The organism is Janthinobacterium sp. P210006 (assembly GCF_036231885.1).
Taxonomy (GTDB): Bacteria; Pseudomonadota; Gammaproteobacteria; order Burkholderiales; family Burkholderiaceae_D; genus Janthinobacterium; species Janthinobacterium violaceinigrum.
This window is the reverse complement of record NZ_JAZARD010000002.1, coordinates 620,937-635,072: the sequence shown is the minus strand read 5'-3', so window position 1 is coordinate 635,072 and position 14,136 is coordinate 620,937. Positions and strand designations below refer to the sequence as shown.

At 63.5% G+C, this 14,136-nt stretch carries 17 protein-coding genes; 11 read left to right on the top strand and 6 right to left on the bottom strand.

The features are described 5' to 3' along the window. Positions 1–191: 191 nt before the first annotated feature. Both VPH41_RS11345 and VPH41_RS11340 read right to left on the bottom strand, forming a co-directional pair. The gene (locus tag VPH41_RS11345; protein WP_328570064.1) at positions 192–839 is read right to left on the bottom strand and encodes a DUF1109 domain-containing protein; all 648 of its coding nucleotides are present in this window, start codon (positions 837–839) and stop codon (positions 192–194) included. Further along, positions 836–1,432, bottom strand: coding sequence for a sigma-70 family RNA polymerase sigma factor (locus VPH41_RS11340; RefSeq protein ID WP_328570063.1), 597 nt, complete (start codon positions 1,430–1,432; stop codon positions 836–838). The genes VPH41_RS11345 and VPH41_RS11340 overlap by 4 nt, the downstream gene beginning before the upstream one ends. A gap of 130 nt (positions 1,433–1,562) precedes the next feature. Between VPH41_RS11340 and VPH41_RS11335 the strand changes: the two genes are divergently transcribed. The 9 genes from VPH41_RS11335 to VPH41_RS11295 all read left to right on the top strand — a co-directional run bounded on the left by VPH41_RS11335 (position 1,563) and on the right by VPH41_RS11295 (position 8,492). After that, a complete protein-coding gene (locus tag VPH41_RS11335) occupies positions 1,563–2,369 on the top strand; it encodes a DUF1223 domain-containing protein (RefSeq protein WP_328570062.1) in 807 nt (268 codons plus the stop codon). Beyond that, positions 2,369–2,974 carry a cytochrome b/b6 domain-containing protein gene (locus VPH41_RS11330; protein ID WP_328570061.1) on the top strand — a complete coding sequence of 202 codons (606 nt, stop codon included), beginning with the start codon at positions 2,369–2,371 and terminating at the stop codon, positions 2,972–2,974. The genes VPH41_RS11335 and VPH41_RS11330 overlap by 1 nt, the downstream gene beginning before the upstream one ends. 50 nt (positions 2,975–3,024) lie before the next feature. Next, the gene (locus VPH41_RS11325; protein WP_442906266.1) at positions 3,025–3,756 is read left to right on the top strand and encodes a molybdopterin-dependent oxidoreductase; all 732 of its coding nucleotides are present in this window, start codon (positions 3,025–3,027) and stop codon (positions 3,754–3,756) included. Positions 3,757–3,925: 169 nt separating this feature from the next. Beyond that, entirely contained in the window at positions 3,926–4,222 is a 297-nt protein-coding gene (locus VPH41_RS11320; protein WP_328570059.1) for a pentapeptide MXKDX repeat protein, read from the top strand. A gap of 142 nt (positions 4,223–4,364) precedes the next feature. After that, positions 4,365–4,991: an energy transducer TonB gene (locus tag VPH41_RS11315; RefSeq protein WP_328570058.1), complete on the top strand. Its 627-nt coding sequence runs from the start codon at positions 4,365–4,367 to the stop codon at positions 4,989–4,991. Between the two features lie 38 nt (positions 4,992–5,029). Further along, positions 5,030–6,250: an MFS transporter gene (locus VPH41_RS11310; protein ID WP_328570057.1), complete on the top strand. Its 1,221-nt coding sequence runs from the start codon at positions 5,030–5,032 to the stop codon at positions 6,248–6,250. Between the two features lie 14 nt (positions 6,251–6,264). Beyond that, positions 6,265–6,660, top strand: a complete 396-nt coding sequence (locus VPH41_RS11305; RefSeq protein ID WP_328570056.1) for a DUF5071 domain-containing protein — start codon at positions 6,265–6,267, stop codon at positions 6,658–6,660. A 140-nt stretch (positions 6,661–6,800) separates the two neighbouring features. After that, positions 6,801–7,673: a hypothetical protein gene (locus VPH41_RS11300; RefSeq protein ID WP_328570055.1), complete on the top strand. Its 873-nt coding sequence runs from the start codon at positions 6,801–6,803 to the stop codon at positions 7,671–7,673. Positions 7,674–7,796: 123 nt separating this feature from the next. Further along, complete coding sequence (locus tag VPH41_RS11295; RefSeq protein WP_328570054.1) at positions 7,797–8,492, top strand: CatA-like O-acetyltransferase; 696 nt, start codon at positions 7,797–7,799, stop codon at positions 8,490–8,492. Here VPH41_RS11295 and VPH41_RS11290 read toward each other — a convergent pair. Continuing rightward, positions 8,489–9,247, bottom strand: coding sequence for an AraC family transcriptional regulator (locus tag VPH41_RS11290; RefSeq protein WP_328570053.1), 759 nt, complete (start codon positions 9,245–9,247; stop codon positions 8,489–8,491). The genes VPH41_RS11295 and VPH41_RS11290 overlap by 4 nt on opposite strands. Positions 9,248–9,332: 85 nt before the next feature. Here VPH41_RS11290 and VPH41_RS11285 point away from each other — a divergent pair, with 85 nt between their 5' ends. Next, a complete protein-coding gene (locus VPH41_RS11285; RefSeq protein WP_328570052.1) occupies positions 9,333–10,100 on the top strand; it encodes an alpha/beta fold hydrolase in 768 nt (255 codons plus the stop codon). On the opposite strand, the gene VPH41_RS11280 is transcribed toward VPH41_RS11285, so the two are convergent. Both VPH41_RS11280 and VPH41_RS11275 read right to left on the bottom strand, forming a co-directional pair. After that, positions 10,101–10,742, bottom strand: coding sequence for a LysE family translocator (locus VPH41_RS11280; RefSeq protein WP_287771805.1), 642 nt, complete (start codon positions 10,740–10,742; stop codon positions 10,101–10,103). Between the two features lie 105 nt (positions 10,743–10,847). Continuing rightward, on the bottom strand, positions 10,848–11,924 hold the full coding sequence (locus tag VPH41_RS11275; RefSeq protein WP_328570051.1) for a YeiH family protein: 1,077 nt from the start codon (positions 11,922–11,924) through the stop codon (positions 10,848–10,850). Between the two features lie 120 nt (positions 11,925–12,044). Between VPH41_RS11275 and VPH41_RS11270 the strand changes: the two genes are divergently transcribed. Beyond that, on the top strand, positions 12,045–12,947 hold the full coding sequence (locus VPH41_RS11270) for a LysR family transcriptional regulator (protein ID WP_152280799.1): 903 nt from the start codon (positions 12,045–12,047) through the stop codon (positions 12,945–12,947). Between the two features lie 73 nt (positions 12,948–13,020). On the opposite strand, the gene VPH41_RS11265 is transcribed toward VPH41_RS11270, so the two are convergent. Next, the gene (locus tag VPH41_RS11265; RefSeq protein WP_328570050.1) at positions 13,021–14,109 is read right to left on the bottom strand and encodes a flavodoxin family protein; all 1,089 of its coding nucleotides are present in this window, start codon (positions 14,107–14,109) and stop codon (positions 13,021–13,023) included. Between the last annotated feature and the right edge of the window lie 27 nt (positions 14,110–14,136).

Genomic DNA, 14,136 nt, shown 5'->3' with positions numbered 1-14,136 from the left:
ATATCAGTAAGAATAAATATTTTGTGGACAAGAAAAGACAATCCGGCGGCTGGTGGCGATAGCCTGTTGCTCTATGTCAGCGCGTATGCAAAGGCAAAGGTTGCGCGTGGGAATGCGTGACTTTTGCGGATATGAAGTCGATAGGCGTGCAATGGCCGCTTGACGGGCGCCGCACCTGCTGCGAGAGTGCCTTACCAGGCCAGCACTCTGGGGCCGAGGGCGGTGCCGATGGCCGTGGGTACCAGCATGCCCAGCACGTACCAGAAGCCGACGAAGCTGGCGGCCAGCTCCGGGCAGTGCAGGCAGTACACGAGGGCGGCCAGGGTGCCGGCGGCGAAACCGGCGGCCGCACCCGCCAGGCGCAGGCGCGTGGGCGCCAATTGGCGCATCAGGCGCAGCACGGCGGCCAGCAGGGGCAGCGACAGCATGGCGATCAGCAAGGGGCAGCTGCGCCAGGTGGCGCCCCAGAACAGTTCGGCGCGCTGTTCGGGCGGCGCTTCGTTCAGGATGAGGGCGCCCAGCGCCCACATCAGCAGCAGGGGCACGGCGATCAGCAGGGGCAGGGCGCGCGTCTGCGCACCCGGCACGCACAGGCGGCGGGTGACTTGCCAGGCCGCCAGGGAGAGGAAAATGACGAAACCGACCTTGATCCAGAAATCCGGCAGCAGGGCCAGCTGTTCCAGGTTGGGCCGCACGCCCAGCAGCATGGCCATCAGCGCCACGCTGGCCAGCAGCCCGGCGCCCAGGGTGGCGACGGCGCGCCAGTACGCGCCCGGCGGTTCAGCGGCGGCCACGTCGGGGCCGCTGGCCAGCATGGCGATCAAGTCATCGGTTTTCATGGTGCAGCTCCTTCATTGCCTGTCCTTAAATTGGCCGCCAGTGCCTTCAAGCCGCGATGCACGGCCACTTTGACGCTGGCTTCCGAAATGCCCATGGCGGCTGCCGTGTCGCGCACGGACCAGCCGTCGAGCTTGGTATGCACGATGGCGTCGCGCTGCTGCGCGGGCAAGCTGGCCAGCAATTTGCCCAGGTCGCGGCTGGCTTCGGCCGCCTCCGCGTCGGCGCTGGAAAACAGTTCCTGCGTGCCATCTTCTTCGTCGTACGGCAAGTGCTGCGCTTCGCGCCGCGCATGCCGGCGCAGCCAGTCGATCAATTTGTAGCGCGCGATCGCATGGATCCACGACGTCAGCGGCACGCCCGTATCGTACGTCAGGCGCTGGTTGTGGATGGCCAGCAAGCATTCCTGCACCAGATCTTCCACCTCGTCGGGCCAGCGCTGCAGGCGCCGCCGCAGGAACGCGCGCAAATGGCCGCTGGTGGCTTGCAGGAAGCTGCGGTAGGCCGCCGCATCGCCGTCGAGCCCGCGCAGCATCAGGCCATGCAGCCGCAATTCCGTGCCATGCAGGTGTTCGCTTACAGGTATTCGTTGCATGCAGGCCTTTGGTGACAGGCAATGGAAAAAATAAATTTAAAAATAATGGGAGGCGGCTGTAACCAATCCGCCCATCGCGGCGAATTGACAGGCAAGCACGCTTCTTCATTCAATATACCGGTGAAAGACCATGGACATCAAGCACCGCCTGGCAATACTTTTACTTCCCGTCCTGGGCACGGTCGTGGCAGCTCCGGCCATGGCGCAGCTGGCCGCCAGCCAGCGCTGCGCCGTGCAAAGCGGGCCGCAGACGGCGGCGCTGGTGGAACTGTACAGCAGCGAAGGCTGCTCCAGCTGCCCGCCCGCCGACCAGCGCCTGAACGCCTTGCGCAAGGAAGCGGGGGCGGCCAGCCTGGTCGTGCCGCTGGCCCTGCACGTCACGTACTGGGACCAGATCGGCTGGGCGGACCCGCTGGCGCAGGCGCAATTCGATGCGCGCCAGGCCGAACTGCTGCGCCACCAGCCCCGCCACGTAGCCTATACGCCCCAGTTCTTTGTGGGCGGCACGGAATTGCGTGGCTGGGATGCGCAGCTGCCGGCCGCCATCCGCCGCATCAACGCGACCGCGGCAGCCGTCAACATCGGCCTGTCCGCCACGCCGGGGGCCGGCGGGAAATTACTGCTGGAAGCCAATGCCAGTGCGCCCGATGCGCAGACGAACGGCCAGCTGTACGTGGCCATCAGCGAAAGCGCCATCGTGTCGAAAGTGCTGCGCGGCGAGAACCGGGGCGCCACCCTGCATCACGATGCGGCCGTGCGCTTGTGGCTGGGGCCGGTTGCGCTGGCGCAAGGCCGCGCCCAGCTGCGCCGCGAAGTCAAGCTGCCCGCCAGCTGGCGCCCGGAGCAGCTGCAAGTGGTGGCCTTCGTGCAGCGGGCCGACAGCAGCGCCATCCTGCAAGCCGTCAGTACTGCGCAATGCGCGAAAGGAGTGTTGTGATGCATACGCCTACCATGTCCACCGCCACGATCCACCCCGCCTGGCTGCGCCTCACGCACTGGCTCAACGCCGTGGCCGTGGTGGTGCTGGCCACCAGCGGCTGGCGCATCTACAACGCGGCGCCGTTCTTCCCATTCGAGCTGCCGCGCGCGCTGACCCTGGGCGGCTGGCTGGGCGGCGCCCTGCAATGGCATTTCGCCGCCATGTGGCTGCTGGTAGGCAATGGCTTGCTGTACCTGGCGATCAACATCGCCTCGGGACGGCTGCGGCGCCAGTTCTTTCCCCTGACGCCGCGCCTGCTGCTGGCCGATTTTGCCGCCGCGCTGAAAGGCAAGCTGACCCATGCGGACCCCCGCCATTACAACATGGTGCAGCGCGCTGCCTATCTGTTCGTCATGCTCGACTGCATCGTGCTGGTGCTGTCCGGCCTGGTGTTGTGGAAATCCGTGCAGTTCCCCCTGCTGCGCGAGCTGATGGGCGGCTACGACAGCGCGCGCCGCGTGCATTTCATCGCCATGGCGCTGCTGACGGGTTTTGTCGGCGTGCACCTGCTGATGGTGGCGCTGGTGCCGCGCACCCTGGTCGCCATGCTGCGCGGCCGCTAAAGGAAACGATCATGAAAAAAACCATCATTGTGCAAGAGCAGGGCCAGGCCATGCTGGCGGATGCCTTGCGCCAGATCAAACAGCCGTCGCGGCGCCTGTTCCTGCAGCGCAGCCTGACCCTGGGCGGCCTGTCCTTGCTGACCGGCTGCAACGTCAGCGACGCGTCCGGCATCGAGACAGCGCTGACGGCCGTCTCGCGCTTCAACGACCGGGTGCAGGGCTGGCTCTTCGACCCGAACAAACTGGCGCCGACCTACCCGGACTCGATGATCACGCGGCCGTTTCCCTTCAACGCGTACTACGGCGAAGACGAAGTGGAAGAGGTCGATGGCGACGCCTGGCGCCTGGAATTGAGCGGCTTGATCGCCGACAAAAAGCCGTGGAGTCTGCCGCAGCTGCGCGCCTTGCCGCAGGAAACGCAGGTGACGCGCCACATCTGCGTGGAAGGCTGGAGCGCCATCGGCAAGTGGGGCGGCGTGCCGTTTTCCCACTTTTTGAAGCGGGTAGGCGCCGACACGACGGCGAAATACATCGGCTTCCAGTGCGCCGACGATTACTTTACCAGCATCGACATGGCCACGGCCCTGCATCCGCAAACCATCATGGCCCTGACCTACGACGGGAAGGAATTGCCGCCCAAGTATGGCTACCCCATGAAACTGCGCATGCCGACCAAGCTGGGCTACAAGAATCCCAAGCACATCCAGGCCATTTTCGTCACGAATACCTACCCGGGAGGGTATTGGGAGAACCAGGGCTACAACTGGTTCGGCGGTTCCTAGGACGGCCGGAGAGGCGGCCAGTGCGGTAATCGTACTGCCTGCGGCAATGCGCCTGGCCCTGACCGCCTCCCGGCCTTCCTTTTATTTATCAGCAAGCAGCACCCGTAGCACGGCAACAGCTTTACCACCGGGCAATCTCGCCCATCCAACACTGAGACAAGGACATATCATGAAAACCACGACCACCACCTTCGCCGCCATCCTCGCTTCCGCCATCTTCCTGTCGGGCGCCGCGTTCGCCCAGGACGCCATGAAAAAAGACCCGATGGCCAAGGACGCCTCGGCCGATGCCATGCACAAGGATGCGATGGACAAGGATGGCATGCACAAGCCCATGGCCAAGAAGCACATGAAAAAGGATCACATGGCCAAGGATGGCATGGCAAAAGACGGCATGAAGAAAGATGAAATGAAAAAAGATGAAATGAAGAAGGATGCGATGGCCAAGGATGCGATGGCCAAATAAGCGGGCAAGCAAGGTTCTGCATGGGCAGGCGCGCCATCGTTGCACGGTGGCGCGCCTGCCGTCGCTTGTCCAGCGGCTTGTTGGTATCCATGGCAATTTGCTAAAATTGAAAACTTATTTAATAGCAATTGCTGGAGTCACGATGCCGATGCATGAAGCAAGCTTCCCATTACGCTGTGTGGCAGCGGTGCTGGCCATCCTGCCCGGGCTTGGCCAGGCGATGCCGGGCGCGACCTGTCCGCCCCAGGTGTATCCGCAGGAAGCGCGTCGCTATGAACTCGATGGCAAGACGAGCATGCGCTTTTCCGTAGGGCAGGATGGCAAGGTGGCAACGGCGTCCGTGACACGCAGTTCAGGGTGGAAAGTGTTGGACGATGCGGCGCTGAGCAATGTGCGCCAGTGCGTGTTCCCGGCTGACAGAGCGGCCAAGGAAAATTTCAGCGTTCAATATGTATGGGGCCTCGACGATACCGAGCTCGTGCGTCCCTTGCTGGTACCCGGCAGCTGCCAGCCTTCCCAGCGCGTCCAGGGCTATAACAACCTCGACAAATCGGCCAGCAATGACAGCGGCGTCGTGCTGCGCATGTTTATCGGCAGCGAAGGAACTCCCGCACGCATCGTGGCTGAAGCGCCGGGCCTGCCAGCGGAACTGGTCGAGGCGGCGATTACCTATGTGCAGGGTTGCCGCTTCGCCATCGATCCTGGCGTGGGCGGCACGCGTAGCTGGAGCACGTATGGCAAGGTGCTGCTGCACCGCCAGCCCCTGTAGTAAGCTTGCACTGTCCACATCGTTTTCCTGCCGAAGTCATGACTGAACCATCCGCCGCTGCTGCTCCCTCCGTATCGTCTCCTTCCGACAAATCCCTGCGCCGCCGTTCGCTGTTCGCCGCCTGCAGCGCGCATGCCGTGCATGACGGCTTGACGGACGTGATCTATGTGCTCCTGCCCATCTGGCAGGCGCAATTTGCCATCAGCTACGCGATGGTGGGCCTGTTGCGCGGTTCGTACTCGGGCATGATGGCCGGTTTCCAGCTGCTGGCCAGCCGCCTGGCCAAGCGCTGGGGGCGCGAACGCATGCTGGTGGGCGGCACGGCGCTGGCCGGCGTTGCCTACCTGGTCGCGGGGCAGGCGGGCGGCCTGGGCGTGCTGCTGTTTGCCCTGCTGCTGGGCGGCCTGGGCGCCAGCACGCAGCATCCGCTGGCCTCGTCCATCGTTACCGACACGCACGAGGCGGGCGGCGGCGTGAAGGAAGCGTTGTCGCACTACAATTTCGCCGGCGATATCGGCAAGACCCTGATCCCGGCCCTGGTGGGCTTGCTGTTGCTGGTATGCAGCTGGCAAGCGAGCGTTTCCTTGCTAGGACTGCTGGGCCTGGCGGCCGCCGGCTTGCTGTGGTGGCTGTTGCCGAAACCGGGCGACATCCAGGCCAGCCAGAAGAAAGCGCTCAAGCCCATCGCAGGCAGCGGTTCGGCCGCCAGCTTTCGCGCCTTGCTGGCCACGGGCACCCTGGACAGCGCCGTGCGCATGGGTTTTCTCACCTTTCTGCCATTTTTATTGAAAAGCAAGGGCGCGGGCACGGCCGGCATCGGCGTGGCGCTATCCTTGCTGTTCGTGGGCGGCGCCTTCGGCAAGCTGCTGTGCGGCTACCTGGGCGCGCGCATCGGCATGATGAAGACCGTGTGGCTGACGGAATCGATGACGTCCTTGCTCATCGTGGCGGCCCTGTTGCTGCCGCTGGCCGGCGTCATGGCCATGCTGCCTTTGCTGGGGCTGGCGCTGAACGGCACTTCGTCCGTGCTGTACGGCGTGGTGCCGGAACTGGCTGCCCCCGGCAAGCGCGAGCACGCGTTTGCCCTGTTCTACACGGGCAGCATCGGCGGCGGCGCGCTGTCGCCCGTGCTGTTCGGCGCGCTGGGCGACCATACGAGCGTGCCCACGGCCCTGCTGGCGCTGGCGGCCGTATTGCTGCTCACTTTACCGTTGGCGTGGAAAGTGCAGCGGGGACTGGCGCACGGCGCCGCCGCATGACACGGACGCCGTCCATGCCTCTGCCATTGCCGCGCGATAAACACGATACGCAGCATGCGCAAGCCCTGATCGCTTTGCCGTGGGACGACGTTGCTCCCGCCATGCCGCAGATCCTGGAATGGGTGCAAGATGCGAACTGGCCCGTGGCCGGCGTGCTGCTGCCGTACCTGGCCGGCATCGGTGTGCGCCTCGCGCCCCATATAAAAACGGTGCTGGCCGGTAATGACGAACAATGGAAGTATTTTGTGTTGCAGGGCATCGTGCGCCATTCACGGGAGCTGGCATGCGAATTGGACGGGGAATTGCAACGCTTCGCCCATGCACCGACAATGGGAGAACTGGAAGAAGGCGTGGCCGAGGTGGCCCGGGAAATTCTGCAATGCCAGATAATAACTGTGGCCGGCCAGTAATCACGGTCATTACTGTAAGAAATCAGTATCGAGTGTACGTGCGTGTGGCCATTCCTGTAATAGATGGGAGACAATCCGGGCCGAATATATTTCGACCTCCGGGTTGTAAAACCCTCCCTATCATTTAACAGGAAGATTACATGGGCAATTTGAGTATCCCGCAAACCAATAAAGCACTCGCCGTGTATTTTCATGGCAAGACGGTGCCTATGCTGTTTGCGGTATTTGCGGCGATCCTGGCGGCAGTGGCAGGTTTTGTGTTGTACCTGAGCACGACCATGCCTGAGAAAACACTGACCGATACGCAGGCCATGACCTTGCGTAACGGCGCCAAGCTGGGTACGCACAGCAATTTGACTATTTTGTATGGCACGGCGGCTTTTCTCTTGCTGCTCGCCGTGCTGGTGCTGGTCATGCGCGCGGTAATGCTCAAGCGGCGGAAAAGCCGTTTTGAATTGCATGAAGACGGTGTGGTGCATGAATTGAACGGCATTCGCAGCTACGCCGCCTTTGCCGATATCGAAGACCTGTATCTGTTTGCCGGCGGTTCCACCGCCATGACCGGCATGATCAATAACCTTGCCTACCGCACGGGCGCCGACCAGCCCTGGATATGGGCTACCGGAGAACTCAAGCGCTTTGACGAGTTCATGGACGAATTTCGCTCCCGTTACCTGGAATACCGCATGCCCGTCTTGACACAGAAACTGGCGGACGGCGAGCGCGTGACTTTCCGCTATATCAGCAGCGGCGACGTGTACAAGAAGCGCTTGTTCGGCAATTTCCTGAATTTCAAGACACAGGAACTGGCCTTGTCGGCGCAGGGCTTGCATGTGGACGGCGTCACCTGGCCTGGCGCCAGCCTGAAGTGCATGAATCAGAATGACTGGACCGAGAGATTGACGATCAAGGATGCGGCGGGTACGACAGTATTTTCATGCATCGGCACGGGTATCCTGAGTTTCGACCTGTTTACCAATATGATCGATGACGAGATGAATCAGGCCGGGTAAGGAAATCCAGCGAAAATATGCCTCCCGATACGGGGAGGCTTGCGACCCGGTTATTCCGGTCGGCGGCCAAATTCAGATAAAAAACACATTGACTGTCGAATAAGGAATATCAAAAAACCTTTCATGCGCCTATGGCATGACTTGCCCGCCAGTCCCCCCATCGTCTACACTCGCCGCATGAAAAATTTTGAAAAGCGGCGCGACCGCTATGACTTGTTCCGGGCGTTTGACAATCCCCTCGTCAACATCAATTTCCAGCTCGACGTGCCGGATTTCCGGCCGTGGTGCAAGGAAGGAAAAATTCCCGTGTTTCACTTTTTCCTGTTTTGCCTGCTCAATACGGTCAGGGACATAGACAATTTCATGTACCGCATCTACCAGGGCGACGTGATCAAGATCGACGATTTTCCCGCTTCCTACACCGTCATCAACGGCGACGACAATCTCAATTACACGCGTTTCGCGATGACGGACCAGCTTGATCTCTTCATCGCGCGCAGCCTGGAAGCGAAACGCGTCGCCGAAGCGAGCGCCGCGCTGATCAATACGGGCGAAGGAGAGACCGAGCGCGAGCAGCGCAACAATATCTTCATCACTTGCCTGCCATGGCTGGAACTGGCGGCCATCGAACACCCGATCTTCCGCCACCGCGACGCCGATATTCCGACCTTTACCTGGGGCAAATTCGGCCCCGTGCAGCAGGACGGCCGCATGCGCATACCGTTTTCCGCCCAGGCCCATCATGGCTTTGTCGACGGCTACCATGTGCAGAAACTGGCACAGGCATTGTCGCAGCGCATCGCCGCCATCATTTCCTAGGCTAAATAATCGCTGGGTGCTTGCCCCAGCACGCGGCGAAACGCGGCCGTGAAAGCGCTGGGGCTGGCATAGCCGAGGTCGAGCGCGATGCGGGTGACGGCTTGTCCGTCGGCCAGCCGCGTGATGGCCGCCAGCAGACACGCTTGCTGCCGCCATTGGGCAAAGCCGAGACCCGTCTGGGCGCGGAACTGGCGCGTAAAGGTGCGCCGGCTCATGCCCGCCTGCGCCGCCATCGCGTCCAGGTCCGTGTCCAGGCTCGGTTGCCGCAGTATTTCCATGCACAGGCGCGCCAGCCGCGGTTCCTGCGGCAGGGGCGCGCTCAGGGGCAGGGGCCGGGCAGCGGCTATCTCGTCGAGCAGCAAGGCCATCAATCGACCCGCGCGCGTTTGTTCCCCGTACAAGGCATCCACCGTCACGGCCTCGGCCAGCAGCTGGCGCAGCAGCGGCGCCGCTTCCAGCACCTGGCAAGCGGACGGCAAGGCCGTCCCGGCGATGGCGGCTGGATCGATGAACACATTGTGCATGGTCACCGCGCCATGCATGCGCATGCCGTGCGCCAGATGGGCCGGTACCCAGCACGCCCGTTGCGGCGGCACCAGCCAGTTGCCTTGCGGCGTATGCACCGTGATGACGCCCCGTGCCGCATATGCGAATTGCCCGCGCGCATGGCTGTGGCTGGGGAATATGTCGTCGGGCGCATAGTCGCGCGCGGTGGCGATCAGGGCGCGCGGCACTTCCGTATAAAAATCATCCATGGCCCATACTCTACAGTATTTGACCTGTCGGCGAAGGCGGGCCGCCGGATCAACGCTTACCATCGGCTCTTTGTCGGGAGCGAGCATGATCAATACTTATCACCGCGTGGGCCATGGTCCCCACGCCGTCATCGTCCTGCACGGCTGGTTTGGCGATGCGCACGCGTTTGCGCCCATGGAAGCGGCCCTCGATGGCGGCGCTTTCAGCTATGTCTTCATGGATTGCCGCGGCTATGGCGGCATGCGGGGCGCGGCCGGCGATTATTCGCTGGACGAGGTCGCCCGCGACGCGCTGGCGCTGGCCGATGCGCTGGACTTTGCCACGTTCAGCGTGGTGGGCCATTCCATGGGCGGCATGGCGCTGGAAAGGCTGGCCTTGCTGGCGCCCTTGCGCTTGCGCAAGCTGGTGGCCGTGGCGCCCGTGCCCAGCTGCGGCGTGGCGCTGGACGGGGCGGCCCGGCAACTGTTCCTCGACGCCAGCGCGAACGTGGATGCGCGGCGCGCCATCATCGACCGCAGCACGGGCGGACGCTTGCCCGCCACCTGGCTGGACTGGAAGGCGCAATACTCGTGGGAAAGTTCTGACCAGGCGGCGTTTGCCGCCTATTTCCTGGCGTGGAGCGGGACGGATTTCAGCGGGGAAGCCATGCGGGCGGCCTGTGCGTTGCCCTTGCTGGCGCTGGTGGGGGAGCACGATCCCCGTTTCGATGCGGACCTGATGCGCCGCACGTATCTGGCGTGGTACCCGCAGGCCAGGCTGGAAGTGCTGGCCAATGCGGGACACTATCCGATGAATGAAACGCCGCTGGCCCTGGCGGCCAGCATCGAGGCGTTCTTGACGGAAAAGGACTAGTTACGCCGCCTTGGCGCGCAGGCGCAGCAGGCTCAGGCCCAGCAGCACGAAGGCGCCGCCCGAGATGCGGTTGAACAGCCTGGCGCGGCCCGGCGTGGCCAGCTGCGTTTTCAGCAGGCGCGCCAGGTTGGCGTAGAACAAGTGGGCCAGCATGGCGCAGGCGACAAACGAAGTCGTCAGCACGGTGAACTGGATGGCCACGGGCTCGCCTGGCGTGATGAATTGCGGGAACAGGGCCGAAAAGAACAGGATGGCCTTGGGATTCGTCAGCGCCACCGTCAAGCCCTGGCGGAACAGTTTCCAGAACGAATTCGGATTGGCCACGCCCGGTACCACGGGCGCATTGGCCACGATGCTGGTCTTGCTGCGCCATTGCTTGATGCCCAGGTACACCAGGTACAAGGCGCCAGCCAGTTTCAGCAGCATGAAGGCCGTGGCCGAGGTGGCCAGCACGACGCCCATGCCGGCCATGGCCACGCCGGAAATGATGAACAGGCCAAAACCATTGCCCATGCTGCTGATCATGGCGCGGCGGGGGCCGACGGCGATGGCATTCGAGATGGCCAGCAGGACGGCCGGGCCGGGAGAAAACGTGACGAGCAGGGCAACGCTGCAGAAAAGCAGCCAGTTCGAGAGATGCATGGGTGTTCCTGGGTGGGGCCGGGGCCGGATTGAGAGTCAAAACACGCTTATTGTACGAAGTTTTCGGCTCCCGCGTCGGCTCGCCCGGCCCGAAGCCGGCAAGGCTCATGCAAACAGGCTGGCCACCACATGGTTGATGGCCGCGCCGCCGGCGATCAGCCAGCAGAACAGCAGGCCTGCCAGCAGCAGGGGCTTGATGCCGGCGCGGCGGATGGCCGACATGTGCGTCGTCAAGCCCAGGGCCGCCATGGCCATGGCCAGCAGGGCCGTGTCGATATCGGTGATGGTGGCCACCACGGGCGCCGACAGCCAGCCCAGCGAATTGAAGGCCACCACGCCGATGAAGATGAAGGCAAACCACGGGATGGCCAGCTTGGCCGCCTTGTCGTGGCCGCCAGCCTTGGCCTTGCCGCGCGCCAACACGGCCGACAGGATGACGAGAAACGGCGCCAGCATCATCACGCGCACCATCTTGGCGATCACGGCCGCATTTGCCGCTTCCTGCCCCACCGATTTGCCGGCCGCCACCACTTGCGCCACCTCATGCACGGTCGAGCCGATGTACACGCCAAACGCGGTGGGCGTGGCTGCCAGCACATGCCAGCCCTGGTTCAGCTGGTACAGCAGCGGATACAAAAAGATCGCGATCGTGCCGAATACCACGACGGTGGAGACGGCCACGGTGACATCTTCGCTGCGCCCCTTGACGACAGGTTCGGTTGCCATCACGGCGGCCGCGCCGCAGATCGAGCTGCCCGCGCCGATCAGGATGGCGCTGTTGCGTTCCAGCTTGAACACCTTGGTGCCGAGGAACATCGCCAGGCCAAACGTGGACGTCAGCACCAGCGCGTCGATGGCGATGCCCGCCAGGCCCACCTGGCCGATATCCTGGAAGGTCAGGCGGAAGCCGTACAGGATGATGCCAAGGCGCAATAATGTCTGCTTGGAAAACGCCACGCCTGCGCCGCACGTGGGCGCCAGGCGCGCATACACGCTGTTGCCCAGCACAATGCCCAGCATGATGGCCAGGGTCAGCGCGCTCATGCCGTGGCTTTGCATCCATTCCAGCTTGCCCAGCGCGATGGCGCCATAGGCGATCACGCCGCTCAGTAGCAGGCCCGGCAGCAAACGGCCGTAGCGGTCGCTGAAACTTGTTGTATTCGTCGTTGAGAGGGAAGACATGCCGTACTCCATGGTTCTTGGTTCGTATGGCATGACTGTACAGTTCGCTCATTAAATGGTAAAACGGATTGTTTTTGTATGTTTAACCGATTAAATAGGTAAATGAGGGGGCGTGGCACCATGGCATTGACCTTGCGGCAATTGCAGATTTTCCTGGCTGTAGCGGACACGGGCAGCACCAGTGCGGCGGGCGAGCGCATTGCGCTGTCGCAATCGGCCACCAGCGCGGCCTTGAACGAACTGGAAGCCTTGCTCGGTGCGCAACTGTTCGACCGGGTGGGCAAGCGATTGCTGCTCAACGACAATGGCCGTCTATTGTTGCCGCAGGCGCGGCAGATGCGCGACGGGGCCGCCAGCATCGAGCGCCAGTTCGCGGGCGCCGACCCGTCCGTGCCCGTCAGCCTGCAGATCGGCGCCAGCACCACCATCGGCATCTATCTGCTGCCGCACATCCTGGCGCAGGCGGCGCAGCAATACGGACGCAGCATTCCGCAGGTGACGATTGCCAACACGGCCGACATCGCGGCCGCCGTGGCCGCCTTCCAGGTCGATATCGGCCTGATCGAAGGGCCGTGCCACGAAGCGGGCTTGCTGGTGGAGCCGTGGCTGACGGACCAGATGCTGATCGTGGCCGCGCCCACGCACCCGCTGGCGCAGCTGCGCCATCTGCTCAGTTTTACAGAGCTGAACCAGGCGGGCTGGCTGCTGCGCGAAGCGGGCTCGGGCACGCGTGAAGCCGTGGAGCAGGCGCTGGTGCCGTATTTGCACTACCTGCGCGCCGCAGGCGAGTTCAGCAACTCGGAAGCGATCAAGTATGGCGCGGCGGCGGGCCTGGGCATCGCCTGCCTGTCGCGGGTCGTCGTGGCCGATCTGCTTGCCAGCGGGCAACTGGTGGAGCTGGAAACCATGCTGCCGCCATTGGAGCGCAACTTTTACCTGATCCGCCAGTCCAAGAAGATACTCTCGCCCCGCTTGACGGGTTTCCTGGAGCTGTGCCGCCACGCGTCGCGCATGGCGGGCTAGCGGGCAAGGCTGCTGCTGCTGCTGCGCTGCTGCGCTGCTGCCTTGCCGCTGTGCGCCTGAGCCGGGCGCATCCCTACTTGGGGCGCGGCGGCGACAGGCCCGCATCGGGTGGCGTCAGCGCGCCAGCGCGCAGCCGCTTGACGGCTTGCGCCACGGCGCGCGCCACGTTGCGCACTTCTTCCTGCATATTGGTGTCGCGGTCCAGGGTTTCATGGCTTTGCGCGTAGCTGTCGTAATAGCCGATGTAGCGGTCCAGCCGCGACTTGGCGCCCGCGTCGACCAGGCCCATCCAGTCCAGCCAGTCTGACAGGCCTCGCCGCACGCCTTCGATGCCGGCCACGTCGCCATGCACGACGAGGCCGTATGCGCGTCCGGCCAGGTGTTTCGGGTAATTCCAGCCCTGTAATTCCAGCGCCTTCGCTTCCACGGCTTTCTTGCCGTGCGTGGACGTGGGATCGGGATTGCCGCCATCGGCGCACACGAGCCGGTCTATCATCAGCTTGAGCACGCCGGGCGTCTGGTACCAGTACACGGGCGTGAGGATGATGACGGCGTGCGCGGCCGTCCAGCGCTCGTAAATCTCCGCCATCCAGTCGTTGGTCTGCCGTTCGCCATGGTTCGGGTAGCAGCTGCACGGCCAGTGGCACAGGGGCATGGCCGTCGAGACGCAGCCCTTGCACGGGTGAATGTGCAGATCATACGAGGAGGTCAGCAAGCTCAGGTCCAGCACGTCCGCTTCGATGTGCTCGGCCTGCAGCACTTCCTTGGCCCACTGCGTCATGCGCCACGTTTTCGAGATTTCTCCGGGACACGAACCGTCATTGCGCGCCGCGCCGCAGATCAGCAGCACGCGCGACGGCGTGGCAGGGTCTTTCTGGCGCGCTTCGGCGGCCAGCAGGCGCTCGCGCGTGGCCACCCATTCCACGGACAGCTCATAGTCCGGGTCGGCAAAACCCGGCCCCGCCTTTTGCGTGAGGGGCGCCTTGCGGCCACCCTGGTAATTCTTCCACGCCACTTCTTCCACCTGCACCAGGGCGCCGCGCACGGCGTCGAACGTGGGGTCGGCAAACGAGCGGATGAATTGCAGGTGAAATTCAACCCTGCCCAGCGGCGCGGGCGCCTGGCCCTGGCGCGGCTGGGGAGTGGGGGGGGTGGCGGACATGGCTTCTCCTTGTAGTGGTGGCGCCAT

What these genes read in the sequence shown, in the direction of transcription:
- VPH41_RS11345 (WP_328570064.1), bottom strand. Translation starts at nt 839, where the DNA reads ATGAAAACCGATGACTTGATCGCCATGCTGGCCAGCGGCCCCGACGTG.
- VPH41_RS11340 (WP_328570063.1), bottom strand. Translation starts at nt 1,432, where the DNA reads ATGCAACGAATACCTGTAAGCGAACACCTGCATGGCACGGAATTGCGG.
- VPH41_RS11335 (WP_328570062.1), top strand. Translation starts at nt 1,563, where the DNA reads ATGGACATCAAGCACCGCCTGGCAATACTTTTACTTCCCGTCCTGGGC.
- VPH41_RS11330 (WP_328570061.1), top strand. Translation starts at nt 2,369, where the DNA reads ATGCATACGCCTACCATGTCCACCGCCACGATCCACCCCGCCTGGCTG.
- VPH41_RS11325 (WP_442906266.1), top strand. Translation starts at nt 3,025, where the DNA reads ATGCTGGCGGATGCCTTGCGCCAGATCAAACAGCCGTCGCGGCGCCTG.
- VPH41_RS11320 (WP_328570059.1), top strand. Translation starts at nt 3,926, where the DNA reads ATGAAAACCACGACCACCACCTTCGCCGCCATCCTCGCTTCCGCCATC.
- VPH41_RS11315 (WP_328570058.1), top strand. Translation starts at nt 4,365, where the DNA reads ATGCCGATGCATGAAGCAAGCTTCCCATTACGCTGTGTGGCAGCGGTG.
- VPH41_RS11310 (WP_328570057.1), top strand. Translation starts at nt 5,030, where the DNA reads ATGACTGAACCATCCGCCGCTGCTGCTCCCTCCGTATCGTCTCCTTCC.
- VPH41_RS11305 (WP_328570056.1), top strand. Translation starts at nt 6,265, where the DNA reads ATGCCTCTGCCATTGCCGCGCGATAAACACGATACGCAGCATGCGCAA.
- VPH41_RS11300 (WP_328570055.1), top strand. Translation starts at nt 6,801, where the DNA reads ATGGGCAATTTGAGTATCCCGCAAACCAATAAAGCACTCGCCGTGTAT.
- VPH41_RS11295 (WP_328570054.1), top strand. Translation starts at nt 7,797, where the DNA reads ATGCGCCTATGGCATGACTTGCCCGCCAGTCCCCCCATCGTCTACACT.
- VPH41_RS11290 (WP_328570053.1), bottom strand. Translation starts at nt 9,247, where the DNA reads ATGGATGATTTTTATACGGAAGTGCCGCGCGCCCTGATCGCCACCGCG.
- VPH41_RS11285 (WP_328570052.1), top strand. Translation starts at nt 9,333, where the DNA reads ATGATCAATACTTATCACCGCGTGGGCCATGGTCCCCACGCCGTCATC.
- VPH41_RS11280 (WP_287771805.1), bottom strand. Translation starts at nt 10,742, where the DNA reads ATGCATCTCTCGAACTGGCTGCTTTTCTGCAGCGTTGCCCTGCTCGTC.
- VPH41_RS11275 (WP_328570051.1), bottom strand. Translation starts at nt 11,924, where the DNA reads ATGTCTTCCCTCTCAACGACGAATACAACAAGTTTCAGCGACCGCTAC.
- VPH41_RS11270 (WP_152280799.1), top strand. Translation starts at nt 12,045, where the DNA reads ATGGCATTGACCTTGCGGCAATTGCAGATTTTCCTGGCTGTAGCGGAC.
- VPH41_RS11265 (WP_328570050.1), bottom strand. Translation starts at nt 14,109, where the DNA reads ATGTCCGCCACCCCCCCCACTCCCCAGCCGCGCCAGGGCCAGGCGCCC.